The following is a 24,469-nucleotide window of genomic DNA, read 5'->3' as shown; positions in this document are numbered from 1 at the left end:
CGCGCCGCCCCTGCAAACTCCTGGTCCGGTGTCGCCGATGAGCAGACTGTGCATCGCATGGTGGGGGCGGTCTCGGCGGCGAGGCGGCCCCTCGCCTCGGTGGAGGTGAGCTGTTCACGCTCGGCCACGCCCGGCTTCAGCCACTGCTTGATCTGTTCCTCGGGGAATGTGCCGAGCTGACGGAGCAGATGCGCATGGTCGATGCGGTCGAACAGCGCTGCCAGGGCCGCGTCGAGACTCCACCGGCGGTGCGGGTTCTTGCGCCCGCGACCGAATCGCCGCGACCTGCACCGGCAAGCCCTGCCCCGACCGGTTCCGCGCCCGGGCCGGGGTCGCCCGCTGCACGGCTGGGGTGCGCTCCGATCCGGCGACCATGCGGCCACCTGGCGTGAGCCGGAGTGGTCACGCGAGCCTGACCGGCCCGGCGTCGATGGGCAGGCGGACCAGGAGGTAGGGCTTGCGGCGCAGGTCCTTGCCCTCGTGGAAGGGCGACAGCCGGTTGAGCTGGTTGGCGATGGCGTAGAGGTGCCGGTCCGAGGCGACGGACAGGGTGTCGACCCAGAGCAGGTCGCGTCCCTGGGCGAGGGTCCGGTAGGTGCCGTTCGGGCTCCTGCGCCAGATCGCGTTGTGTTCGAGGTCGCCGCCGTACAGCCGCCCCTTGTCGTCGCTCTCCAGGCCGTCAGCCATCGGCTTGAACCCGAGGTCCTCGACCGTCGCCGCCACCTCGGCGTCCGTGGCGTCCGGGTCGGCGAGGGCCTCGGTGGACACGCTGTGCAGTCGGCGGCTGGAGAGCGGGCAGTAGTACAGGCGCGTGCCGTCGGCGCTGAGAGCGATGCCGTCGGAGCCGGTCTCGTAGTACGTGGGTTCGCCGCCCGCGGGGCGGACCATGAAGGGCTCGCCCTCGATGACGGGAAGGAACTGCGCGTCCGGGAGCGCCGAGGGATGCCCGGTCAGACGCCGCCAGGAGCGGCCGGTGGCGAGGTCGACCACGATGATGCCGTTGGAGCCGCCCGAGTCGGTGATGAACGCCGTGCCCTGGGCGCCTCGTCGCAGGTCGAAGCGCACGTCGTTGGGGTAGCTGTTCGCCGGGACAACATCGGGCGGGAAGAGGATTGTCCGTACGATCCGGTCGGTGCGCAGGTCGACCGCGACGAGCTTGGGACCGCCGTAGGAGGACCCGGCGAACCCCGGGCTTCCGGTGTCGAGGATCCACAGCCGGTCGGCCCCATCGACGACGACGCTCTGCACCGACTGGAAGTGCCCAGCCAGGTCTGAGGCGTCCTGACGGTTCACCTCGGCGTTCGGGTAGGCCACCGGTTTCCCGCCGCGAAGTTCGGCGACGGTGAACGGGACGTCGTCGCCCCAGCGGGGAAAGTTGACGAAGATCCGGCCTCGGCGCGAGACGGTGACACCCGTCGGCATCGCGTCCCAGAAGCGGGCAACGACCTCGTAGTGACCGGCTGTTGACCGGGAGGGGGAGGCGGAGGCGTAGGCGGGTCCGGCGAGTTGGGTGGCGGCCAGCGACGCGGTGGTCGCCGTAAGGAAGGTACGTCGTTTCATGGAAGCGTCTCCTGTTGGGTCAAGTCACTGAAGGGCGCGACGAGTTGCCGCAGCACCTCGGCGCGTGGTGGGAATGGCCGGACACTGCCGTGGCTGGTCGACGCCGCCACCAGGAGCGCTGTCCGCCGAGGATGTAGCCTGCGGCTCCCGCCGGCTCCTGGAAGGGGATTGGGGCCGAACGGCCGTGGACCCGGTGCTCTCAGGTCCGCCTGGCTGCTGGGCGGGTCTTCGCGACCATGCTGCGGTCCCCTGAGGAGACCATCGCGTGAATGGGTACGGTGCTGACGCTCATGAGCGTCGCAAGGCCCCGGCGGCCCTGCTGGCGAGCGAGAGCCGGACCCATGAGGTGCAGCAGGGCGGTGAGGGCCGGCATCGGACGCCCGAAGAGCGTGATCTCCGTGATGCGTGCCTGGTCGTCGAGCCGCAGCATCTGCACCTCCTCGAACGACTGGGAGCCCACCCGCGCCCGGTAGACCAGCGCGTACGCGTCGCCCTCGCCGGTCTGGGTGTGGTAGCGGACGTCCTTGACCTTCGCGAACGCCACGGTCAGGAAGTCGCGCAGCTGGTCGGATCCCTCGAAGCGGAACTGGTCGGTGAGCGGCGAGCTGAGCACGACGTCCGGGCTCAGGCACGCGACCGCGGCGTCGACGTCACCGCGTTCCTCGGCGGAGCGCCAGCTGGCGACGGTAGCGGCGGCGGAGTGCAGGGTCTCGGACACGGGTCTCTCCCGGTATCAACAGCGCGAACGGGTTTGTGGGTGGCGGGATGCGCGGGTGGCGGGTGTCAGCCGGTGAGCTTGTTCATGCTGCGGATCTGCTTGTCCAGGACCCAGGCGGGGACGAAGCGGAGCATGCGTGCGCGTCCGGCCATCGGACCGGCGGCGTAGCGCAGTTTCGGCTTCGCGTCGGTGGCGGCTGTGACGATCGCCTTGGCGACCACGGCGGGGTCGTCACCGGCCTTGATCGCCTCCGTCATCAGGCGGTCGAAGACCTGCCGCTGATCGGCATAGGTCTGCAGGGGGCTGTCGGGCTTGGCGCTGTTGGCCTCGAATCCGGTGTTGGTGTAGGCGGGTTCGACGAGGAGCGAGCGGACGCCGTACTGCCGGACCTCGTGGTCCAGGGACTGGGAGTAGCCCTCGATCGCGTGCTTGGAAGCGCCGTAGACGGCCATGTAGGGAGCGGGGATGAAGCCCTGTACGGACGAGAGGTTGATGATGCGGCCGCGTCCCCGGGATCGCATGTGCGGCAGGACCTCCTTCACCATGCGCATGACCCCGAAGACGTTGATGTCGAAGACGCCCTGAGCCTGCGCGAGGGAGGTCTCCTCGGCCGCACCGATCGAGCCGATACCGGCGTTGTTGACCAGGACGTCGATCCGCCCGAACCGCTCGATCACCTGCTGGACCACGGCGGTGACCGACTTGTCGCTGACCACGTCGAGGTCGAAGAACGTCACGCCCTGGAGCGGGGTGACGCGTGAGGTGTCGCGGCCGGTGCCGGCCACCTCGAAACCCGCCGCGACCAGCGCGAGCGCGGTCTGCTTGCCGATACCGGAGGACGCGCCCGTCACCAGGGCAACCGGCCGATTTGTCGTCATCATGCACTCCCTAAGCCATCTGGGAAACCGGCCGGTTTCCCCTTGGCCTCAATGTAAGGCGATCGCTTTACTTTGCGCAAGCTCAAGCACGGAACTGATCCCGGGCCGCGCCGCCGGCCGGCTTCAGGTCGAGGCGGCCGACGCCCGCCGAGATGGCGGAACGCGCCGGATGAGCAGGCAGGAGAGACGTGACAGCACCATCGGCGCGCCGCGATCACGAGTTCGGGCCCAAGGGCTGCTACGGCAGTTCCGCCGAGGCCATTGCCAAACGGGCCGGCGCCACGCAGCCGTACCTCTTCCGACTCTTGCCCGGTGAGAAGACGATCGCCGCCGCCTTGACGCGGAGCGCGGAAGAACGCCCATCTGGCGTTCGAGATGGTGGCCAAGGACGCACCGCACGAGCGGGCCTCCCCTGCCATGAGCACTCAATGGCGATCGGATACCTGCGGCCGATCTCGGCACACCCCGAAAACGCTCCAGACGTAGATGGAGAGATACGCCGTCGCGGCAGCCACCAGATACACCAAGCGCATCAGGCAGCAGAAACCCTCGGCAGCGTCGGGCGGGACGGGCGCGAGCCCGATGCCGCCGCCGACGATCACCGGCAGGGCGCAGTACTCGATTCGGGCGAATGCGTCCACCGCGCGCACACCGACAGCGGCTGCGGTCGAGAGACCCCAGGCGCTCAGCGGGTCCGGGGAATCCGGGCCTGCCTGATCAGGGCTGATCGCTGATGGCGCGGTACGCCGCGATGTACAGGGTGTGACACAGGTCGATCAGTTCTTCGACGGTGGCGTTCTGGTGGCCGAGGGTCCAGTCCACGAGGAGTTCGTTGACTCCGCCGACCAGGCTCATCGCGGTCATGGTCAGCCGGCTGGAGGAGGCTTCCGGGCCGGGGAGCGGCGCGACGACGGCGGCGACCATCGCGGCGAACTCGTGCAGGACCTCACGGCGGCGTACTTCAAGGCGGGGACTGGCGCCCACGACCTCGATGAGCACCAGGCGGGCCACGCGGGCGTCGCCGGCCAGAGCGCGGATGAACACCTCGAGGCCGGCCCGCAGCTGGGCGTCGACATCGGGTGCGACTGCCGCTGCGGCCTGCGCGGTTTCGGCGATGATCGTAGCGATCAGCTCGTTGTAGACCCCGGCGAGAAGGTCTTCGCGGTCACGGAACGACTCGTAGAAGTAGCGCTCGGTCAGTCCGGCGTGCGAGCACACCTGCTTGACGGAGACCGAGGCGTATCCGGCCGTGCCGAACAGGTCGAGGCCCGCCTGGACGAGGCGGGTACGGCGCTCCTGCTGCCGTTGCGCCGCGTCGCGTCCGCCGTAGCGCCGCCCGGCGGTCTGTGTGCCGGTCATTTCTCCCCTTCGCAGAGGTGTTGACACCGGTGTACTCCGAACTGACACTCTAGCTTGTCAGTTCATCTGACATGGCATCGTGTCAGACAAGCGTGAGGTCCGCCGGCCGCTCGGCGTTCCGCTGATGCTCAGGGCAGGAAAGGGGCTCGACCGTGGCAGCACCGCCCAGAAACCCGTACACGTCCAGCCGGAGAGACCGCGACAGGCTCCCCCGCACGCAACCCCTGGCCGGCCGGGTGATCGCGGTCACCGGGGCGGGCCGCGGAATCGGGCGTGCCGTCGCGGCCCGGCTCGCCGCGGCCGGAGCAGCCGTGGCGATCGGCGATATCGACGCGCAGCTTGCCGAGGAGGCGGCTGGGGCCATCGGCGCGGAACTCGCCAAGGAGATGGCCGGTGGCATGGGCGCGCGTCCCGGGGGACGGCTGCTCGGGCTGTCTCTCGACGTCACCGACACACCTTCCTTCGAAGGCTTCCTGCACACCGTCGAGACCCGGCTGGGGCCGATCGACGTACTGGTCAACAACGCCGGAATCATGTGGGTGGGCCCCTTCGAGGAGGAACCGGAGGAAGCCGCCCTGCGCCAGTTCGACGTCAACGTCCACGGCGTGCTGCGGGGGATGAAACTGGTGATCCCGGGGATGCGGAAACGCGGTCGAGGCCACGTGGTGAACATCGCCTCCGCCGCCAGCAAGGTCGCCCCGGCCGGCGAGGCGACCTACGCGGCGACGAAGCACGCCCTCCACGGCTACAGCACAGCCGTCCGCACCGAACTGCGCGGCACCGGCGTGCATGTGTCCCTGGTGATGCCCGGCGTCGTGGACACCGAGCTGGCCGTGGGCACCGCGACCGGACCCACCCGGCGCCTGACGACGGAGCAGGTCGCCGACGCGGTGCTCGACGTCGTACTGCGCCCTCGGTACGAGGTCTTCGTTCCCCGCCAGGTGGCCGCCCTGACCCGGCTGGCGGCGGTGCTGCCGGGCCGTGCCCGCGACGCCCTGCATCACCTCCTTGTCCCCAACCAGCTCGCCGCCCTGTCCGACCGGACGGTCCGCGCGGCCTACGAGCAGCGCACCCGCACCGCCCGCCTGCCCGAAGGATGAGCCCGTGACCACCACGCCCAAGCCGGCACCCAGCGCGAAGAAGACCAAGGAGGCCATGGAAACCAAGGAGGTCGTGGAGGCCCAGGACGCCGCCGCTCCGCGTCCCATCCCCGAATTCGAAGGGGTCCATGACGTATGGCCCCGCGGTGACAGGCTGCGCGCCGTGCGCAGCGCAGCTGCCGCCTACCGTGAGCGGTTCGTCCAGCAGGGCCGCATCCACGCCGTCCGCAGCTTCGACATCGCCGCCGCCCCGTACCCGACCCGGTTCGGCTTCCACGGCGCCGCGCTGGCCGTCAACCCGTTCGTGAGCATCGTCAACCGGATGCTCGTCGTGCAGTTCGACGGCTTCGACGGTGAGCTGAAGACACTGGTGTGGGAGCCGACCGTCGCCGCCGGAACGGCTCAAGCGCCGTTCTACGCCCAGCTCAAGCGCCTGGCGGGGGACTTTCTCACCGAGCACGTCTTCACCCGCTACTACCACGACCCGAACACCGTCCTGCCCTCCTGCGGTCTGCGACCCGAGGACGTGGACTACGTCAGCTTCGACCATCTGCACGTCCAGGACGTGCGCATGATCATGGGAAGCTCCAGCACCATTCCCGGCGAACGGGCGCCCCGCGAAGCGATGTTCCCGCGCGCCCGGCTGCTGGTGCACCGCAAGGAGCTGGGCACCTTCGAATCGACGCATCCGATGCAGTGGGCCTGGTACGTCGACGGAGGCATGGACGGGGTACCGGACGAGCGCGTCACCGCCTTCGACGGCGATGTCGAACTCGGTGCCGGCGTCAGCCTGCTGTGGACCCCCGGCCACACGGACGGCAACCACTCCCTGGTGCTGAACACCCCCGACGGCGTATGGGTCTCCTCCGAGAACGGCATCTCCGCCGACAACTGGCAGCCCGAGCTCTCCCGCATCCCCGGGGTGCGCCGCCACGCCGCGTTCTACGGCCATGAGGTGGTGCCCAACGCCAACACCCTGGAGGACTCTCTCGACCAGTACGACTCCATGGTCAAGGAGAAGACCCTCGCCGACCCCAGCCGACGCGATCCACGCTGGCTGCAGATCCTGCCCTCCTCCGAGCTGGCCCCCTTCAAGCGGCAGTGGCCGGTGCGGCCCAGCTTCCTCCACGGCGGTCTCAACTACGGCGAACTGACGCCTCCCGGTCGTGGCCGATGACCGGCCCGGCCGCCCGCCGAATCGCCGTGGACGGCGCGGACGGCGTGGAGTTGGCCGCCTACCAATGGGGAGCATCCACAGCTCCTGCGGTGGTGCTGGTCCACGGTTATCCGGACACCAGCGCCGTGTGGCGCCCGGTCGCCGAGCGCCTGGCCGACCGCTTCCACGTCACCGCCTTCGACGTACGGGGAGCCGGTGCCTCCCACCGGCCCAGGGGTCTGCGCGCCTACCGGATGTCCCGCCTGGAAGCCGACCTGGAGGCGGTTCTCGACGCCGTGAGCCCCGACCGCCCGGTGCACCTGGTCGGACACGACTGGGGATCCATCCACTCCTGGGAGTCGGTCACCGGCAGCCGCCTGGCCGGGCGGATCGCCTCGTTCACCTCCATCTCCGGACCCTGCCTGGACCACGTAGGCCACTTGATCCGTGCCCGCCTCCGGCCGCGGCATCCGGATCTGGCGAAGATGCTGCGGCAGGCCGCACGGTCCTGGTACATCGGCTACTTCCATCTCCCGCTCCTGCCCGCCCTGACCTGGAGATCACTGGGACACCGCTGGCGCACCTTCCTCACCAACTCCCAGGGCGTGCCCGGCCATACCCCCTACCCCGCGCCGACCCTGGCCCGCGACGCCGTGACGGGCACCGCGCTGTACCGCGCCAACATGCTGCCCCGCCTGCTGCGTCCCCGGGACCGGTCGACCACCGTCCCGGTTCAGCTCATCATCCCCACCCGCGACTTCTGCGCCACCCCCGTGCTGTCGTACGGAGTCGAGCACTGGACACGCCAGATACAACGGCGCCCGATCGACGCCGGGCACTGGGTACAGCTCAGCCACCCCGAGGAGATCGCGTCCCGGATCGCAGAATTCGCGCACCGGGTCGATGGCGGCTCCCTGCGCAGTCCGGACCACACCGCGCACCCGATCTGACAGACCGGCAGTACTGGACGACTGCCTGACCGCCCCTTCCCACATCTCCGATCGCTGACGGAGGAGGAACCTGTCATGTTCCGAGCCGCACATGCCCACCCGCATCGTCCGTCCGAGCCCATCGACCACCACGACCTGGTGCTGCAACCCCGGGACGTCACCTTCGACTGGAGCACCACGCCGCTGCACTGGCTGCCGGGTGAGCCCTTCGCAACCCACACCTTCGATGTACTCCACCTCATGCTCCCCGAACTCGAACGCTGGTTCGTGCGCACCTTCGAGCAGGCACTGCCCTTGATCACCGACGACCGGCTGCGCGAGGACGTCCGCGGCTTCATCGGCCAGGAAGCGATGCACGCCGAGGCGCACCAGGAGGTCCTGGAGCACCTGCTCGCCAAAGGGCTGGACCCGACTCCGTACACCCTGCAGTCCGAATGGATCTTCCGAAGGGTGCTCGGAGACCGTCCGGAGCTGACCCCGGCCGCCACCCACGCCCACCTCCTCCAACGACTCGCCCTCATAGCGGCCTTCGAGCACTTCACCGCGTACATGGGTCACTGGATTCTCAGCAACGAGCACCTGGACCACACCGGCGCGGACCCCGCGATGCTCGATCTGTTCCGCTGGCACGGCGCCGAGGAGGTCGAACACCGTTCGGTCGCGTTCGACCTGTTGGTGCACCTCGATCCCCGCTACCGGCGCCGAGTGGGCGGCATGCTCGTCACCGCTCCGGTGCTGACCCGGCTGTGGATCCGCGGAGTCCGCTTCCTGATGAGCACCGATCCCGAACTCGACGACCGGGTCGAGGTCCGCTTCCGCGACTACCTGGCCGCCGCCCGCAAGAACCTGCTGCCCCCGCCAGTCGCGTTCACCCGCTCGGTACTGCGCTACTTCCGCCCCGGCTACCACCCGACCCAGGAGGGCTCAACCCAGCAGGCGGTCGCCTACCTGGCGACGTCCCCCGCTGCCCGAGCGGCCGCCCAGTGACCCAGCAACCGGCAAGGCACCCCATGGACATCAGGACACCCCTCACTCAGCCGCCGGACCTGTACGGCAGACCGCGCGGCGACTCCTACATGCAGAAGCTGGCCGCCTTCAGCGACCACGCGGTCACGCGCCTCGCGCGGCGCAGCACTCCTCCCAGGCGCCCGCCGGCCACCGAGACGCCCGCGATCCGGGAACTGGTGGTCGCCACCAAGCACCAAGAGGCCGAGGACGTCGTCTCCCTGCGGCTGACGGCACCCGACGGGGGAGTGCTCCCGCCCTGGCAGCCCGGCGCCCACATCGAACTGCACCTGCCCTCCGGCCGCAAGCGCCAGTACTCCCTCTGCGGCGACCCCGCCGACCCGTACCGGTACCGCATCGCAGTGCGCCGTATCGCGGGCGGCAAAGGCGGTTCGGCCGAGGTGCACGACACCCTCGGAGAGGGTGTGCGCGTCGCCGTCACCGGGCCCCGGAACGCCTTCCCCTTCGCCGCCGAAGCATCCGTCCTGCTCATCGCGGGCGGCATCGGCATCACCCCGATCCTGCCGATGGCTCGGGAAGCCGCCCGACGCGGGCTGGACTTCAGGCTCGTACACACCGGCCGCAGCCGCGGCTCGATGCCCTTCGCGGCAGAGCTGGCCGAACTCGCAGCCGCAGCCCCTGGCCGGGTCTCCGTCCGTCCTGACGACGAGTCCGGCGTGCCCGAAGCAGCCGATCTGCTGAGCTCGATCCCGGCGGCGGGTGCGGTGTACTGCTGCGGACCGGCACCCATGATCGACGGCGTTCGGCGCGCGTTCGGCGGTAGCCGCGCGTCAGCCCTGCACTTCGAGCGTTTCGCCCCGGCCCCGATCACGGACGGCCGCGCCTTCGAACTCCAGCTGGGCGCCACCGGACGGGTGCTGCCAGTGCCGTGCGACCGCTCCGCCCTGGATGTTCTCCACGAGGCCCTGCCCAACCTGCCGTTCTCCTGCCGCCAGGGGTTCTGCGGCACCTGCCGGGTACGGGTGGCCCACGGCCACGTCGACCATCGCGACCGCCGGCTCACCGCCACCGAACGCGCGGCCGGCGCCATGCTGCCCTGCGTCTCGCGTGCACCCGAAGGAAAGCGGTTGGTTCTGGATGTATGAGCGATGGCCGAGCGCCCGTCGAGCGCGGCCGTCGCCGCGAGGAACCTCAGCGGCAGGATTGACACCCGACCCCTGGCACGACGCAGAGTACGGCCGCCCGGCCCCGGTGCGGAACGTGGACGTGAGGCTGCCGGGCGGGCCGCACCTGGGCGGACTGGACGCGCTGACCTGAGGGCGCTGGCGATGTCGGCGAAAGCGAGGAGGCACTCGGCAGTGCGCCTGGCGTTGTACAGCCGATTCTCCCCATGCGCTCCCCAGCGGCGCTGGCCGAGCATGACTGCTCGGACCACGGAATTCCCGGCGCCCTGCCTCACGGCCCCAGCCCCCAGACCGTCTGACCAGCGACTCAGCACACCTGACACCCCATCAGAACGAGCGTCAAATGAGCGTCACGAGCGTCATTTCAGCGTCAAGATATCGCCCGTAACGCCTACACCGCACATAACGCGCATCCATAAAACGGCAGGTCAGGCGCCCTTCGCGACCGGCTCAAGAATCGCCACGCACTCCACGTGATGCGTCATCGGAAACAGATCGAAAGCCCGCAGAGTCCGCACCCGGTACCCCCCGTCCCGGAAGTACCCCAGATCCCGCGCCAACGCAGCCGGGTCGCAGGCCACGTACGCGATCTTCCTCGCCCCCAGCTTCACCAGCTGCTCGACCGTCTTCTTGCCCGCTCCCGCCCTCGGGGGGTCCAGGACGATCAGGTCGACCTCGGTGATACCCGTGCGCGGGAGCACCGCCTCGACCTTGCCCTGTTCGATGCGGACGCGGTCGAAGGCGGCCAGGTTGTGCCGGGCGTCCTCGACCGCGCGCTTGCCCGACTCGATGCCGAGGACCGCGCCCTTCTCGCCGATCCGGTCGGCGAGGGCGCCCGCGAACAGGCCGACGCCACAGTAGAGGTCGAGGGCCATGTCGCCCTTGCGCGGAAGCAGACCCTGCATGACCGCCTTGGTCAGGGTGTCCGCCGCCATCGGGTGGACCTGCCAGAAGCCGCCGCTGCCGACCCGGTGCGTACGGCCGTCGGCACGCTCGCGGACGAACGCGCGGCCGTGGACGCGGTGGATGCCGCCGTCGTGCTCCTCGACGCGCATGACGGAGACGGGCTTGTCGAGCTCGACGAGGGGAAGGCGGGCGCCCGGCTTCGGCTCCAGGATGACCATGCGGTCCTGGGATCCGGTCGCGGCGATCACGTCGACGGACTCCATCCCGGACCAGTCGTGCTTCTCGATGCCCAGCTCGCTGACCCCGGGCGCCGCGATCATGCAGTGCTCGATCGGCTCGACCTCGTGCGAACGGTGGCGCCGCAGCCCGGCGTTGCCGTCCTCGTCCACCGCGTACTGGACCCTCGTACGCCACTGAGGTACCTCGCCCGGCGGCAGCTTGTCGCCCTCGGCCGGCATCACCGTGCCGTCCCAGCCGGCCTCCTCCGGGGTCAGCCCGGCGAGCCGCTGCAGCTGCTCGGTGATGACCTCGCCCTTGAGGCGGCGCTGCGCGCCCGGCTTGGCGTGCTGCCAGTCGCAGCCGCCGCAACGGCCGGGGCCGGCGTAGGGACAGGGTGCCTCGACCCGGTCCTTGGACGCCGTCAGCACCTCCACCGCGTCCGCGCGCAGGAACCGCGCGCCTTCCTCGCCGTCCGTCACCCGGGCCACGACGCGCTCACCGGGCAACGTGTGCCGGACGAAGAGGACCTGCCCGTCATCCGTACGGGCGACGCAGTGGCCCCCATGGGCGACGGGACCGACCTCGACCTCGTACTCCTGCCCCACCAGCGACTTCTTCGGTTCTGCCTGCATGGCGGGGTGACTCCAGGGGAGAGAAAAGGGAACGGCCGGACAACAGCCCACCAGTCTACGTGGGTGCCGCCCGACTACTCACCACAAGCCGAGACCGGACTGACCAGACATGGCCCCCGGCAGTCGTCAGCCCTTCGTGCTCGACTCCTGCGACGGCTCCTGCGACCGCTCCTGCGCGGGCCCGCGCCGGACGGATCCGGGCGCGTTCCACTCCTGGCGCTTGCGGGCCCGCTTCTTGGCCACCTCGGACGACTGGAGCTGGTAGGGCACCGACGTCACCATGACACCCGGGGTGAACAGCAGTCGCCCCTTGAGCCGCAGCGCGCTCTGGTTGTGCAGCAGCTGCTCGTACCAGTGGCCGACCACGTACTCCGGGATGATCACGGACACGGCGTCGCGCGGCGACTCCCGGCGCAGCCCCTTCACGTACTCGATCACCGGCCGGGTGATCTCCCGGTACGGCGAGTCGAGCACCTTCAGCGGGACGGTGATCCCCCGCCGCTCCCACTCCTCCTGCAGCGCCTTCGTCTCCGCCGGATCGACGTTGACGCTGAGCGCCTCCAGCGTGTCGGAGCGCATCAGTTTCGCGTAGGCGAGGGCGCGCAGCGTGGGCCGGTGGATCTTCGAGATCAGGACGACCGAGTGCACCCGAGACGGCCGTACGCTGTCGTCGCCCGGGCCCTCCGGTGCGGCGATCTCCTCGGAGACGCGGTCGTAGTGCTTACGGATCGCCGTCATCACCGCGTAGAAGATCACCATGCCGAGCAGCGCCACCCAGGCGCCGTGGGTGAACTTCGTGCCCAGTACGACGACCAGCACCAGCCCGGTGAAGAAGGCGCCGAAGGTGTTGATGGCGCGGGAGCGGACCATGTGCCGCCGCTTCACCGGATCCTTCTCGGTGGCCAGGTGGCGGTTCCAGTGCCGGACCATGCCGGTCTGGCTGAGCGTGAAGGACACGAACACGCCGACGATGTACAGCTGGATGAGGCGGGTCGAGTCCGCCCCGTAGATCCACACCAGCAGGATGGCGGCCCCGGCGAGCAGCACGATGCCGTTGGAGAAGGCGAGCCGGTCACCGCGTGTGTGCAGCTGGCGCGGGAGGTAGCGGTCCTGCGCGAGGATCGAGCCGAGCAGCGGGAAGCCGTTGTACGCGGTGTTGGCGGCCAGGAAGAGCACCAGTGCGGTGGCGGTGGCCAGCAGGATGAAGAAGAAGCTGCCGTCACCGAACACGGCCTCGGCGACCTGCGAGATCACCGGGTTCTGGACGTAGCCGGAGCCGACCTCGACTCCCTTGTTCAGCAGGTCATTCGCGGGGTGCTCGGCCATCCGCACGTTGGTGGCCATGGCCAGGCCGATGATCCCGCAGAACATGGTGACGGCGAGGAGGCCCATCGCCGCGAGCGTGGTCGCCGCGTTCTTGGACTTGGGCTTGCGGAAGGCCGGCACACCGTTGGAGATGGCCTCGACGCCGGTGAGCGCGGCACAGCCGGAGGAGAAGGCGCGCAGCAGCAGGAACACGAGTGCGAACCCGGCGAGTCCCTGGTGTTCGGCCTTGATCGTGTAGCCGGCCGTCGGCGCGCGCATGGTGTCGCCCAGCACCAGACCTCGGAACGCGCCCCACGCGATCATGATGAAGACTCCGGCGACGAACACGTACGTCGGAATCGCGAACAGCTTCCCGGACTCCTTGACGCCCCGCAGGTTCATCAGCGTGAGCAGCACGATGACGGCGACCGCGCAGAACACCTTGTGCTCGACGACGAAGGGGATGGCGGAGCCGAGGTTCTCGATGCCCGACGCGATCGACACGGCGACGGTCAGCACGTAGTCGACGAGCAGGGCGCTGGCGACCGTGAGGCCGGCCTTGGGGCCGAGGTTGGTGGTCGCCACCTCGTAGTCGCCGCCGCCGCTCGGGTACGCGTGCACGTTCTGCCGGTAGGAGGCCACCACGGTGAACATCAGTACGACGACAGCGACCGCGATCCACGGGCTGAAGTGGTACGCCGACACACCCGCGATCGACAGGACCAGCAGCACTTCCCCGGGAGCGTAGGCAACGGAGGAGAGCGGGTCGGAGGCGAAGACGGGGAGGGCGATGCGCTTCGGCAGGAGCGTTTCGCCAAGCCGGTCACTGCGCAGTGCGCGCCCGATCAGGATCCGTTTGGGCACGTCGGTCAGTTTGGACACGGACAGGATCGTAAGCTGCCCGCCTTGTTCTGGGCACATCCGGGTGAAATCCCGACGGGCCGTCGAGTGAAATCCCGGTATCCGAGACAGGCGAACGCCCCCGGGACGGCGTCCTCATGGCTATATGACGAAACCGCAGCACCCTTTGCGTCTTCGTCAGCCACCCATGTGTTCGTCAGCCACCCTGCCGGCCTTCTCGCTTCCCCCTCATGCCCGGGAGATCCCATGCCGCATCTCGCCGCCGAGCTGATCGGCGCCGCCGCAACGTTCGTCGTCCTCGCCCTTCTGACCGCGGCAAGTGTGCGCAGCATCAGCCGCAGGTAGCCGGCCCACGGGTGAAGACGGAGCGCACACGGGGGTGCCCTCCGACGACCGTGCGTGTGTAGCTTGGGCGGGGGTCTGAGACCCTGTTCAAGCCAGGTCAACAACGGCGGGCTTCGACATCGGATCGGAAGGACGGTCGTGCACATCGTCATCATGGGCTGCGGCAGAGTGGGTTCCGCTCTCGCGCAGACCCTGGAGCAACAGGGGCACACGGTCGCCGTGATCGACCAGGACCCCACCGCCTTCCGACGACTGGGCTCCGGGTTCGGCGGCCGTCGTGTCACCGGGGTCGGCTTCGATCAGGACACCCTGCGCGAGGCGGGCATCGAGGAGGCCGGCGCCTTCGCCGCCGTCTCCAGCGGGGACAACTCGAACATCATCGCCGCCCGGGTGGCCCGCGAGATGTTCGGCATCGAGAACGTCGCGGCCCGCATCTACGACCCCCGCCGCGCAGAGGTCTACCAGCGCCTGGGCATCCCGACCGTCGCCACGGTCCGCTGGACGGCGGACCAGATGCTGCGCAGGCTGCTGCCGTCCGGTGCGGAGCCGCTGTGGCGCGATCCCACCGGGGGCGTCCAGCTCGCGGAGGTGCACGCGTCCTCGGCCTGGGTGGGCCACAAGATCAGCAGGATGCAGGACGAGACCGGCGTGCGTGTCGCCTTCCTCACCCGCCTGGGCGAGGCGGTTCTGCCCACCTCGCAGACGGTGCTGCAGGAGGGCGACCTGGTGCACGTGATGATGCGTACGGACGACGTCGAGAAGGTCGAGGCGTCCTTCGCCGAGGGCCCTGAAGAGGAGGCCGGTCACTGATGAGGGTCGCCATTGCCGGTGCCGGTGCCGTCGGCCGCTCGATCGCGGGCGAGCTGCTGGAGAACGGCCACGAGATCCTGCTGATCGACAAGGCCCCCACGGCCATCTCGGTCGAACGAGTCCCCCTGGCGGAATGGCTGCTGGCCGACGCCTGCGAGATCACGTCGCTGGACGAGGCCGCACTGCAGCGCTGCAACGTCGTCATCGCCGCGACGGGAGACGACAAGGTCAACCTGGTCGTGTCCCTCCTCGCGAAGACGGAGTACGGCGTTCCGCGCGTCGTCGCCCGCGTCAACAACCCGAAGAACGAGTGGCTCTTCAACGAGTCCTGGGGCGTGGACGTGGCGGTCTCCACGCCCCGTCTGATGTCTGCCCTGGTCGAGGAGGCGGTGAGCGTCGGCGACCTGGTACGCCTGCTCCGCTTCAGCCACGGCGACGCGAACCTCGTGGAACTGACCCTGCCCCCGGAGTCGGCGCTGGCCGGCACCCAGGTCGGCGACGTGGAGTGGCCGGAGGACACGTCCCTGGTGACGATCATCCGCGGCACCCGGGTCCTGACCCCGAGCCGGGAGGACTCCCTGGAGGCAGGCGACGAACTCCTGTTCGTAGCCGCCCAGGCAAGGGAGGAACAGCTGGAGGACCTCCTGTCGGTACGCAAGGAGGACACAGCAGGCTGACCGGCGCGCCATCCCAGCCCGTTGGGGGTCCCCCCTCTGGGGGAGTTTGAGGACGAGGCCCCTTCAGGGCCGACAGGGGGGTCTGGGGGCGCAGCCCCCAGGAACGGGATGGGACGGGTAGGGGCGGCGGGGGCGAAAAACCCACCGCCCACCCCGCGCACCCTTACCCGGAAACCCTCACTCGGAAGAAGACGCGGCCTTCCGCTGCTCCTCCGCCCGCTCCTCCGCCTCCATCTCCGCGAACACGTCGATCGGCGCCGGCGCCTTCGCGAGGAACACCCACGTGAGCCACACGGCCAGCAGGAACGGCGGAATCTTCAACGCCACCAGCACCCACCCGAGCGACGCCGTGTCCGCCCACCAGTACAGCGGGAAGAGAATCGCGCACTTGGTGAGCAGGATCAGCCCCCACGCCCAACTGGCCTTCGTGTACGCCTTCTTGCGCCCCGGATTGCGGGTACGCCAGGAGAGGTTCTCCTTGAAGACCGGGCCGAGGATCAGCCCGAGCAGCGGAACACCGGCCAGCGTCGTGATGATGTACGCCAGGGCCAGTCCCAGCGTGTAGAGCATGCCTGGCAGATAGAAGTTCTTGGCGTTGCCCGTCATCATCGCGAAGACGACACCGAAGGCGACGCCGAAAACACCGCTGAAGGCGTGCTTGACGGTGTCCTTCATGACGAGGCGCACCACGACCAGCAGCACCGAGACACCGAGGGCCGCGATGGCCGACGAGTGCAGGTCCTTGTTGATCGTGTAGATCGTGACGAAGAGCAGCCCCGGCAGGACCGTCTCGATCATGCCCCGCAGACCGCCGAACGCCTCGAAGAGCGCGGCCTCGGTCACCGCCCTGGAATCGTGCTGGGCGTCTTCGGTCGGCTTGTCGAGCGACGTCACCGGCTACTCCCGTCCGAGGGGTCTCAGTTCGTATTTCGGATTGAACAGCACACGGCGGCCCCGGCTCATCGAGATCCGCCCCGACGCGATCAGCTTGCGTCCCGGCTCTATCCCGACGATGGAGCGTCTGCCGAGCCACACCACGTCCAGCGCGGCCGAGCCGTCGAAGAGCTCGGCCTCCAGGGCCGGAACCCCGGCTCTCGGCCGCAGCGTGACCGTGCGCAAGGTACCAGTAACCGTCACCACCTGTCGGTCGTGGCAGTCACCGATACGCGTACAGCCCGCGGTCGCGGTGTCCTCGCGCAGTTCCTCGGACTCCAGATCCTCCTGGGACGAGGAGAGCCGGTCGAGCATGCGCCGAAACCGGCCCACCGGCTTCTCGGAACGAGGAACAGCACTCATACCTGAAGCGTACCGGCGCCCACCGACACCGACGTACCCCGGGAACGTTCGCCTCCCCGGGAACGGCCCTACCGCTCGAACCGGTATCCCATGCCGGGTTCGGTGATGAAGTGCTTCGGATGCGAGGGATCCGCCTCCAGCTTGCGCCGCAGCTGCGCCATGTACACGCGCAGATAGTTGGTCTCCGTCCCGTACGAGGGCCCCCACACCTCCTGGAGCAGCTGTTTCTGGCTGACCAGCCGGCCCGTGTTGCGCACGAGCACCTCCAGCAGATGCCACTCCGTGGGAGTGAGCCGTACGTCGCGCCCCGCGCGGTGGACCTTTTTCGCGGCCAGGTCGACGGTGAACTCGTCGGTCTCCACCATGACGTCGTCCTCGCCGCTGCCCGTGGGCTCGGCCCGGCGGACGGCGGCCCTGAGCCGGGCCAGCAGTTCGTCCATGCCGAAGGGCTTGGTGACGTAGTCGTCGGCGCCCGCGTCGAGTGCCTCGACCTTCTCGTCGGACGAGTGACGGGCCGACAGCACCAGGATGGGCACCCGTGTCCACCCCCGGAGGCCCTTGATCACCTCGACACCGTCCATGTCGGGCAGTCCCAGGTCGAGCACGACCACGTCGGGGTGCCGGGCGGCGGCGAGTTCGAGGGCGGTGGCACCGTCGGGGGCCGCGTCGACCTCGTACTTGCGTGCCTTGAGGTTGATCACGAGGGCACGCACGATCTGCGGCTCGTCCTCGACCACCAGCACCCGGGTCATGACACCTGCCTCTCCGACTCCGCCGGCCGGACCGGCCCCGCTGACACTTCTGTTCCCACTTCCACGGCCCCCGCTCCACCACTGGTCAGCAGCTCAGCCCCGTCGCCGGCCACTGTTCCCATCCTCGCCGCCCGCACTGTCAGCACCATGCTGAGCCCGCCGCCAGGCGTGTCCTCGGCCCGCAGGGTGCCGCCCATCGCCTCGGCGAACCCCCGGGCCACCGCGAGCCCCAGCCCCACCCCGGCCCCGCGCGGGGCGTCACCGTACCGCTGGAAGGGCTCGAAGATGCGGTCCTTGGCCTCGTCCGGCACGCCCGGCCCCCGGTCCACCACCCGGACCTCCACCCGCTCGGCGATCGCGCTGGCGGCCACCAGCACCGTCTCCCCGTCCGGGCTGTACTTGACGGCGTTCTCGACCAGGTTGGCCACCGACCGCTCCAGCAGCCCCGGGTCCACGGCGACCATCGGCAGGGTCTCGGGAATGTCCAGCTCGACACTGTCCTCGGGTACGCCTCCCAGCGCCATCGGCACCACCTCGTCGAGGTCGATCTCCCTGATCAGCGGGGTGACGGTGCCGGTCTGGAGCCGGGACATGTCCAGCAGGTTGCCCACCAGGTGGTCGAGCCGGTCGGCGCCGTCCTCAATGCCGGCCAGCAGCTCGGCCTGGTCCTCCTCGGACCACGCCACGTCGTCCGACCGCAGCGACGAGACCGCAGCCTTGATCCCGGCCAGCGGGGTACGCAGGTCATGGCTGACGGCGGCGAGCAGCGCCGTGCGGATGCGGTTGCCCTCGGCGAGGGCACGGGCCTGGTCGGCCTGGGACTGGAGGCGCCGGCGGTCCAGCACCACGGCCGCCTGGGCGGCGAACGCGGCCAGCACGCGCCGGTCGGCGGCGGGCAGGACCCGGCCGGACAGCGCGAGCGCCATGTGGTCGCCGACCGGCATGTCCACGTCGGCGTCCTCCGGCCGCGCCACCGCCCGGCGGGGGCCGACGCTGCCCGCGCAGGTCCACGGATCGACGTCGGAGGCGCGTTCCAGCAGGGCCACGGAGTCCATCCCGAAGGTCTCCCGGACCCGGTCGAGGAGGGCCTCAAGGCTGGTCTCACCGCGCAGGACGCTGCCCGCGAGGAAGGAGAGGATCTCCGACTCGGCTCGCAGCCGGGCTGCCTGGAGGGTGCGCCGGGCGGCCAGATCCACCACGGACGCCACCGACACGGCGACCCCGAAGAAGATCACGAGGGCGACGATGTTCTTCGGGTCGGCGATGGTCAGCCGGTGGTACGGCGGCGTGTAGTAGTAGTTCAGCAGCAGCGAGCCGACGGCCGCCGAGGCGAGCGCCGGATAGAGGCCGCCGAGCAGGGCCGCCGCCACCGTGAGCGACAGGAACAGCAGCATGTCGTTGGCGAGGCCGAGGTCGACGGCGTTCAGCAGCAGCGCGAGGCACACCGGGCCCACGACGCCGACCAGCCAGCCCCAGATGATCCGCGCCCGGCCGAGCCTCGCTCCCCGGGCCACGGGCAGCCCGCGGCCCTTGCCGGCCTCGTCGTGGGTGATCAGATGGACGTCGAGATCGGGCCCCGAGTCCCGGGCCACGGTCGCGCCGACCCCGGGTCCGAACACGTACTGCCAGGTCTTGCGCCGGGAGACGCCCAGCACGATCTGCGTGGCGTTCACGCCCCGCGCGAAGTCCAGCAGGGCCACCGGGACATCGTCCCCGACCACATGATGAAACGTTCCGCCAAGGTCTTCGACCAGCGTGCGCTGGACGGCGAGCTCCTTCGGGGAGGCGCTGGTCAGACCGTCACTGCGGGCGACGTAGACGGCCATGACCTCGCCTCCGGCGCCCTTCTCCGCGAGCCGCGCGGCCCGCCGGATCAGCGTGCGGCCCTCGGGTCCGCCGGTCAGTCCGACGACGATCCGCTCGCGCGAGCCCCAGATCCTGGAGACCTGGTGCTCACTGCGGTACTCGGTCAGGTACTCGTCGACCCGGTCCGCCACCCAGAGCAGCGCCAGTTCCCGCAGGGCGGTCAGGTTCCCGGGCCGGAAGTAGTTGGCGAGAGCCGCGTCGACCTTGTCCGACTTGTAGATGTTGCCGTGGGCCATCCGCCGCCGCAGCGCCTGCGGGGACATGTCGACGAGCTCGATCTGATCCGCGCGCCGGACCACTTCGTCGGGAACGGTCTCCTGCTGACGTACACCGGTGATCGACTCGACCACATCGCCCAACGACTCGAGATGTTGGATGTTGACGGTCGATATCACGTCGATACCGGCGGCCAGCAGCTCCTCCACGTCCTGCCAGCGCTTGGTGTTGCGCGAGCCGGGAATGTTGGTGTGCGGCAGTTCGTCCACCAGGGCGATCTGCGGCCGGCGGGCGAGCACGGCGTCCACGTCCATCTCGGTGAACACGGCTCCGCGGTAGGGCAGCTCCCTGCGGGGAATCTGCTCCAGCCCGTGGAGCATCACCTCCGTACGGGTCCGGCCGTGGTGCTCCACAAAGGCGACCACACAGTCCGTCCCCCGCTCGACACGGCGGTGCGCCTCGGACAGCATCGCGTAGGTCTTGCCGACGCCCGGTGCCGCACCGAGGTAGATCCGAAGCTTGCCGCGTCCCATGGCCTCATTGTCTTCCCGCGCCCGCTGAGTGCGCAGCGTCGACCTTACGTCCAGCAATGTCGACAAAAGGGACGAGAAGCAGGCCGGAGCGGCTCTTTGACGTAACCCTGACGCGCCGGTGAACCGAGCACGGGCCGCACTCCTCGGTGAGGAGTGCGGCCCGTGCCGGGAAAGCCGCTGTTGCCGTCAGCGGACCTCGGTGATCTCCGGTCCGCGCTGCAGCTGGCCCATGCCCCCACCGAAGCGGGAACCGGCCTGCTCCTCCTGCTGGACACCCTCGGGCACCATCTGTGCGTCGTTCGGCAGCTTCAGGACGATCGGGTCGCGCGGCGCCATGGGTCCCTCGCCACGGACGACGACCGTGTCCCTGAAGATCTGCTCCAGCAGACCGGCGGCCTGCGGCTGCACGGCACCCTGACCGGAGATGACCCCACGCAGGAACCACCGCGGACCGTCCACACCGACGAACCGCACGACCTGGAAACCGCCCGTGCCGTCCGGCAGTTGCACCGGCACCTGCGCCCGCAGCTCCCAGCCCAGCGGCCCCTCGACCTCGTCGACGATGCCACCCTGCTGGGTGATGCCGCTGGCGATCTCCTCGCGCACCTCGCCCCAGATGCCCTCGCGCTTGGGCGCGGCGAAGGCCTGGAGCTGCACGGCGCTGTCGCGCAGCACGACGGTCGCCGCGACGATCGCGTCACCGGCGACCTCTACCCGCAGTTCCATGCCGTCGACCCCGGGCACGAACAGTCCGCCCAGGTCGACCCGGCCCTCGCCGGGCTCGCGCACCTCGGTGTCGTCCCAGGGTCCGTCGGGACGCGGCTCCGGCTCCAGCCGGACGCGCGAACGCGAACCCGCTGCTTCGTCCGCCTCAGTGTCGACGCTGTCGACGACCTGCTCGGCCTCGCCGGCCGCGTCCTCGGCGGCACCCTTCTTCTTGCGACGTCCGAACACGTCACTGTCCTTCCCGGTCGGATACGACCGAAGCGTATCGATTCCCACCCGTTGTGCCGCCTACCGCGGCCTGACCGCTGTGACCGCTCGCACCGCCCACCGAGGCGTGACCGCCGGTGGACCCGAAGCCCCCCTCGGCCCGCGCCGAGCCGGGAAGTTCCGCGACCTCCCGGAAGCGGACCTTCTCGACCTGCTGGACGACCAGTTGGGCAATCCTGTCGAAGCGCTCGAATCGCACGGGTTCGTGCGGGTCGAGATTCACCACGATCACCTTGATCTCCCCACGGTACCCGGCATCAACCGTCCCCGGGGCATTCACCAGAGCGACACCGCACCGGGCCGCCAGCCCCGAACGGGGGTGCACGAAGGCCGCGTACCCCTCCGGGAGGGCGACAGACACCCCGGTCGGCAGAACAGTCCGTTCGCCGGGCGCCAGTTCGCACCCTTGCGTGGTCCGCAGATCGGCTCCGGCGTCGCCCGGCTGCGCATACGCCGGAAGCGGTACGTCCGGATCGACGCGGCGGATGAGGACGTCCAGGGGCTCACGGCCCACGGGTGCGGGGCTCACGGGTTCACCTCGAATGCGCGGGCGCGCCGGACCTGGTCCGGGTCGCTCATGGCGGCCCGGATCTCCTCCGGGCGGCCGTTGTCGATGAAGTGGTCGACCTTGACCTCGATGAAGAGGGCCTGGGCGCGCAACGCGACGGGCCCGCCGGGGCCGCCGATGCGTCCGGTGGCCGTCGAGTAGATCTTCCGCCGGGCCACAGCCGTGACCTCGGCCTCCAGGTACAGCAGGGTGTCGACGGGGACGGGCCGGACGAACTCGGTCTCCAGCCGTCCGGTCACGGCGATGGTGCGCAGCAGCCAGTTCAGCGACCCGAGGGTCTCGTCCAGCGCGCTGGCGAGCACACCGCCGTGGGCGAGGCCGGGGGCGCCCTGGTGAGCGGCCCGCACGGTGAACTCGGCGGTGACCGTCACTCCGTCACCGGCCCGGGCCGCGAGGTGCAGTCCGTGGGCCTGCCCACCACCGCATCCGAAACACTGTTCGTAGTGGGCACCGAGCAGCTCTCCGGGCGCGGGCGCGTCCGGGTGCCGCACGGGCGCCACGGCGTCGGCGGGGGGCTGCAGAGCTGCTGAAGGACCACTCACAGCCGCAGACCTTACCCGCGAGTCGGCCCTCGACCGACACCATGCCAAGCTTGGTTCCATGCAGCTTTCCGCCTCCCCGTACGAAGAACGCCTCACGGCCCCGCGCTCCTGGTGGCTGATCTCGTTCCTGGTGGGTGTCTCCTTCGCCCTGATCCTGCTGCCGTTCGGCACGCTGCCCCTGCTCGGCGGCCTGGTGGGCGGCACCGCCGTGGCCGCGGTGGCGGCGAGTTCGTACGGTTCGATCCGGATCCGGGTCGTGGGGGACTCGTTGATCGCCGGAGAGGCGAAGATCCCTGTGGCGGCCCTGGGCGAGGCGGAGATCCTGGACGCGGAGGAGGCTCGCGCCTGGCGCACGTACAAGGCCGACACCCGCGCCTTCATGCTCCTGCGCGCCTACATCCCCACGGCGCTGCGCGTCCAGGTCACGGATCCCAAGGACCCCACGCCGTACCTGTATCTGTCGACGCGGGAGCCCGAGCAGCTGGTCGCCGCCCTGGAATCGGCGCGGGCCGCGGCCGCGCGCGACGTGGGCTGAAACCGGCCGGAACCGCGGCTCGGCGGGCGTCGGCAAATTCTTCTTCGACGGCGGGCAAAGACTTGCCCGCCGTGCCTGTACCCGGAGTCGTACGCGCCCCTCGGCGCCGCTACGTCCCGAGTTCCTTCGCCGGGTCCCCGAGCCCGAGGTCCAGCGCGTCGGTGGGCGGTTCCAGCGGGGGCAGTTCCGGGAGCTGCTCCCAGGGGACCTGGAATCTGCGCAGGTCCTTGCGGATGCGGTCCGCGAGTCTTCTGGTGTCGCGCCGGTTCATGACCGCGCCGACGGCGGCGCCCACCATGAACGGCATCAGGTTGGGCAGGTCGCGGACCATCCGCTTCATGATCTGCTGGCGCAGTTCGCGCTTCATCTGGCCGCCGAGGGCCAAGTTGATCGTCGACGGCTTCGTCACGTCGATCCCGCGCTCACCCGACCACGAGTTCAGGTAGGCGGTACTGCGCTGTTTGAGACCGCCCGGCGGTCGTGCGCCGTAGACCTCGTGCAGTTCGGCGATCATTTTCAGCTCGATCGCGGCCACACCGGTGATCTCGGCGGCCAGTTCGGTCGGCATGGCCGGTGGCACCGGCAGCATCGCCGCCGCTCCGATGCCCGCGCCGACGGTCGCCGTGGCGCTCGCGGCGCCCGCGACGAGCTTGTCCGCGAGTTGCTCGGGCCCCAGGCCCGGGAACTGCCGACGGAGGGTGGCGAGGTCGCGTACGGGGATACGCGGGGCGTTCTCGATGATCCGGTCGGTGAGGTAGGCCAGACCCGCTCTCGCGCGGCTGCCGCCCTTGCGGACGCCTTCTCTGGCCTTCTGGATCGCGGCCGTCCGTCGCCCGGCGACAGGTGCGGAAGGCTCGGCCGGCACCGGGAGGTCATCCCCGTGGTCGGCCGGCCCGGCGGCCGGTTCGAGCGAGGCCGATCCTGTAACGGATGAGCCCCGCTCGTCGTCACGCACACCATGAGGGCCGTTCTGCGGCCCCTGGTCCGCTCCCCGCGAGGGGAAGCGGCGCTTCCAAGGAGGGGTCGAGCCAGTCACGGCCGACCCTGCCTCAGTCGCAGTCGCGGCAGATCGGCTGACCGTTCTTCTCGCGGGCCAGCTGACTGCGGTGGTGCACCAGGAAGCAGGTCATGCAGGTGAACTCGTCCTGCTGCTTGGGCAGCACCCGGACGGCCAACTCCTCGTTCGAGAGGTCCGCTCCGGGCAGTTCGAGGCCTTCGGCGGCCTCGAATTCGTCGACGTCCACGGAGGAAGTCGACTTGTCGTTCCTCCTGGCCTTCAGTTCTTCAAGGCTGTCCGAGTCAACGTCGTCGTCGGTCTTGCGTGGGGTGTCGTAATCCGTTGCCATGTCGCGCTCTCCCCCTCTGGGTGTCTGCGGTGTCTCAGCGCAGGTAACGCGTGAGAGGCCGGACTTGTGCCCGACCTGAGGCGGAGATTTTGCCTCACATCAAGGTCTGTTACTGAATCGACACCCAACCGACCCCCTTGGGAGAGGTCGGGATGGATGGCGATCGGGACCGTACACGGTCCGAATGCCGCACTTC

At 69.7% G+C, this 24,469-nt stretch carries 24 protein-coding genes; 8 read left to right on the top strand and 16 right to left on the bottom strand.

Translation table 11 applies throughout. The features are described from left to right. Window positions 1-402: 402 nt before the first annotated feature. From OG241_RS41355 to OG241_RS41335, 5 genes are all read right to left on the bottom strand, one after another. On the bottom strand, window positions 403-1,560 hold the full coding sequence (locus OG241_RS41355) for an L-dopachrome tautomerase-related protein (protein WP_405823023.1): 1,158 nt from the start codon (window positions 1,558-1,560) through the stop codon (window positions 403-405). A 199-nt stretch (window positions 1,561-1,759) separates the two neighbouring features. Further along, complete coding sequence (locus OG241_RS41350) at window positions 1,760-2,278, bottom strand: nuclear transport factor 2 family protein (RefSeq protein ID WP_405823021.1); 519 nt, start codon at window positions 2,276-2,278, stop codon at window positions 1,760-1,762. Between the two features lie 65 nt (window positions 2,279-2,343). Then, complete coding sequence (locus OG241_RS41345) at window positions 2,344-3,156, bottom strand: oxidoreductase (protein ID WP_405826720.1); 813 nt, start codon at window positions 3,154-3,156, stop codon at window positions 2,344-2,346. Window positions 3,157-3,581: 425 nt separating this feature from the next. Continuing rightward, entirely contained in the window at window positions 3,582-3,806 is a 225-nt protein-coding gene (locus OG241_RS41340; protein WP_405823020.1) for a hypothetical protein, read from the bottom strand. 67 nt (window positions 3,807-3,873) lie between these two features. Further along, window positions 3,874-4,515, bottom strand: coding sequence for a TetR/AcrR family transcriptional regulator (locus OG241_RS41335; protein WP_405823018.1), 642 nt, complete (start codon window positions 4,513-4,515; stop codon window positions 3,874-3,876). A 152-nt stretch (window positions 4,516-4,667) separates the two neighbouring features. Here OG241_RS41335 and OG241_RS41330 point away from each other — a divergent pair, with 152 nt between their 5' ends. The 5 genes from OG241_RS41330 (at window position 4,668) to OG241_RS41310 (ending at window position 9,832) form a co-directional block, all read left to right on the top strand. Further along, window positions 4,668-5,615 carry an SDR family oxidoreductase gene (locus tag OG241_RS41330; protein ID WP_405823017.1) on the top strand — a complete coding sequence of 316 codons (948 nt, stop codon included), beginning with the start codon at window positions 4,668-4,670 and terminating at the stop codon, window positions 5,613-5,615. Window positions 5,616-5,619: 4 nt separating this feature from the next. Beyond that, window positions 5,620-6,792, top strand: coding sequence for a hypothetical protein (locus OG241_RS41325; protein WP_405823016.1), 1,173 nt, complete (start codon window positions 5,620-5,622; stop codon window positions 6,790-6,792). Further along, entirely contained in the window at window positions 6,789-7,721 is a 933-nt protein-coding gene (locus OG241_RS41320; protein ID WP_405823015.1) for an alpha/beta fold hydrolase, read from the top strand. Before OG241_RS41325 ends, OG241_RS41320 begins: the two co-directional genes overlap by 4 nt. A 75-nt stretch (window positions 7,722-7,796) precedes the next feature. Then, a complete protein-coding gene (locus OG241_RS41315; RefSeq protein WP_405823014.1) occupies window positions 7,797-8,708 on the top strand; it encodes a metal-dependent hydrolase in 912 nt (303 codons plus the stop codon). A gap of 23 nt (window positions 8,709-8,731) precedes the next feature. Further along, the gene (locus OG241_RS41310) at window positions 8,732-9,832 is read left to right on the top strand and encodes a PDR/VanB family oxidoreductase (protein ID WP_405823012.1); all 1,101 of its coding nucleotides are present in this window, start codon (window positions 8,732-8,734) and stop codon (window positions 9,830-9,832) included. Between the two features lie 467 nt (window positions 9,833-10,299). On the opposite strand, the gene OG241_RS41305 is transcribed toward OG241_RS41310, so the two are convergent. Further along, window positions 10,300-11,628, bottom strand: a complete 1,329-nt coding sequence (locus OG241_RS41305; protein WP_405823011.1) for a class I SAM-dependent RNA methyltransferase — start codon at window positions 11,626-11,628, stop codon at window positions 10,300-10,302. 126 nt (window positions 11,629-11,754) lie between these two features. Then, window positions 11,755-13,815, bottom strand: a complete 2,061-nt coding sequence (locus tag OG241_RS41300) for an APC family permease (RefSeq protein ID WP_405823009.1) — start codon at window positions 13,813-13,815, stop codon at window positions 11,755-11,757. Between the two features lie 462 nt (window positions 13,816-14,277). Between OG241_RS41300 and OG241_RS41295 the strand changes: the two genes are divergently transcribed. Both OG241_RS41295 and OG241_RS41290 read left to right on the top strand, forming a co-directional pair. Continuing rightward, the gene (locus tag OG241_RS41295; RefSeq protein ID WP_319199920.1) at window positions 14,278-14,949 is read left to right on the top strand and encodes a TrkA family potassium uptake protein; all 672 of its coding nucleotides are present in this window, start codon (window positions 14,278-14,280) and stop codon (window positions 14,947-14,949) included. Beyond that, a complete protein-coding gene (locus OG241_RS41290; RefSeq protein WP_405823008.1) occupies window positions 14,949-15,626 on the top strand; it encodes a potassium channel family protein in 678 nt (225 codons plus the stop codon). Before OG241_RS41295 ends, OG241_RS41290 begins: the two co-directional genes overlap by 1 nt. Before the next feature lie 177 nt (window positions 15,627-15,803). Here OG241_RS41290 and OG241_RS41285 read toward each other — a convergent pair whose 3' ends face one another. The 7 genes from OG241_RS41285 to OG241_RS41255 all read right to left on the bottom strand — a co-directional run bounded on the left by OG241_RS41285 (window position 15,804) and on the right by OG241_RS41255 (window position 22,392). Next, entirely contained in the window at window positions 15,804-16,520 is a 717-nt protein-coding gene (locus tag OG241_RS41285; RefSeq protein WP_405823006.1) for a DUF3159 domain-containing protein, read from the bottom strand. Window positions 16,521-16,523: 3 nt separating this feature from the next. Further along, window positions 16,524-16,922, bottom strand: coding sequence for an OB-fold nucleic acid binding domain-containing protein (locus tag OG241_RS41280; protein WP_006380510.1), 399 nt, complete (start codon window positions 16,920-16,922; stop codon window positions 16,524-16,526). 68 nt (window positions 16,923-16,990) lie between these two features. Continuing rightward, window positions 16,991-17,674, bottom strand: a complete 684-nt coding sequence (locus OG241_RS41275; RefSeq protein WP_319096069.1) for a response regulator — start codon at window positions 17,672-17,674, stop codon at window positions 16,991-16,993. Continuing rightward, window positions 17,671-20,289, bottom strand: a complete 2,619-nt coding sequence (locus OG241_RS41270; RefSeq protein ID WP_405823004.1) for an ATP-binding protein — start codon at window positions 20,287-20,289, stop codon at window positions 17,671-17,673. The genes OG241_RS41275 and OG241_RS41270 overlap by 4 nt, the downstream gene beginning before the upstream one ends. Window positions 20,290-20,475: 186 nt before the next feature. Continuing rightward, the gene (locus tag OG241_RS41265; RefSeq protein ID WP_405823002.1) at window positions 20,476-21,243 is read right to left on the bottom strand and encodes a DUF3710 domain-containing protein; all 768 of its coding nucleotides are present in this window, start codon (window positions 21,241-21,243) and stop codon (window positions 20,476-20,478) included. Between the two features lies 1 nt (window position 21,244). Next, window positions 21,245-21,796, bottom strand: a complete 552-nt coding sequence (dut, locus tag OG241_RS41260) for a dUTP diphosphatase (protein WP_405826718.1) — start codon at window positions 21,794-21,796, stop codon at window positions 21,245-21,247. Between the two features lie 11 nt (window positions 21,797-21,807). Continuing rightward, complete coding sequence (locus tag OG241_RS41255; RefSeq protein ID WP_405823000.1) at window positions 21,808-22,392, bottom strand: PaaI family thioesterase; 585 nt, start codon at window positions 22,390-22,392, stop codon at window positions 21,808-21,810. A gap of 58 nt (window positions 22,393-22,450) precedes the next feature. Here OG241_RS41255 and OG241_RS41250 point away from each other — a divergent pair, with 58 nt between their 5' ends. Then, complete coding sequence (locus tag OG241_RS41250) at window positions 22,451-22,927, top strand: DUF3093 domain-containing protein (RefSeq protein ID WP_405822998.1); 477 nt, start codon at window positions 22,451-22,453, stop codon at window positions 22,925-22,927. A 109-nt stretch (window positions 22,928-23,036) separates the two neighbouring features. Here OG241_RS41250 and OG241_RS41245 read toward each other — a convergent pair whose 3' ends face one another. Next, the gene (locus OG241_RS41245; RefSeq protein WP_405822996.1) at window positions 23,037-23,963 is read right to left on the bottom strand and encodes a hypothetical protein; all 927 of its coding nucleotides are present in this window, start codon (window positions 23,961-23,963) and stop codon (window positions 23,037-23,039) included. Between the two features lie 13 nt (window positions 23,964-23,976). Continuing rightward, window positions 23,977-24,273 (bottom strand): DUF4193 domain-containing protein, encoded by a 297-nt coding sequence (locus tag OG241_RS41240; protein ID WP_006380512.1) that lies wholly within the window; start codon window positions 24,271-24,273, stop codon window positions 23,977-23,979. Between the last annotated feature and the right edge of the window lie 196 nt (window positions 24,274-24,469).

The organism is Streptomyces sp. NBC_01390 (assembly GCF_045040105.1).
In the GTDB taxonomy this organism is placed as follows: Bacteria; Actinomycetota; Actinomycetes; order Streptomycetales; family Streptomycetaceae; genus Streptomyces.
The sequence above is the reverse complement of the archived record's forward strand: the minus strand, read 5'-3'. Positions and strand labels throughout refer to the sequence as shown.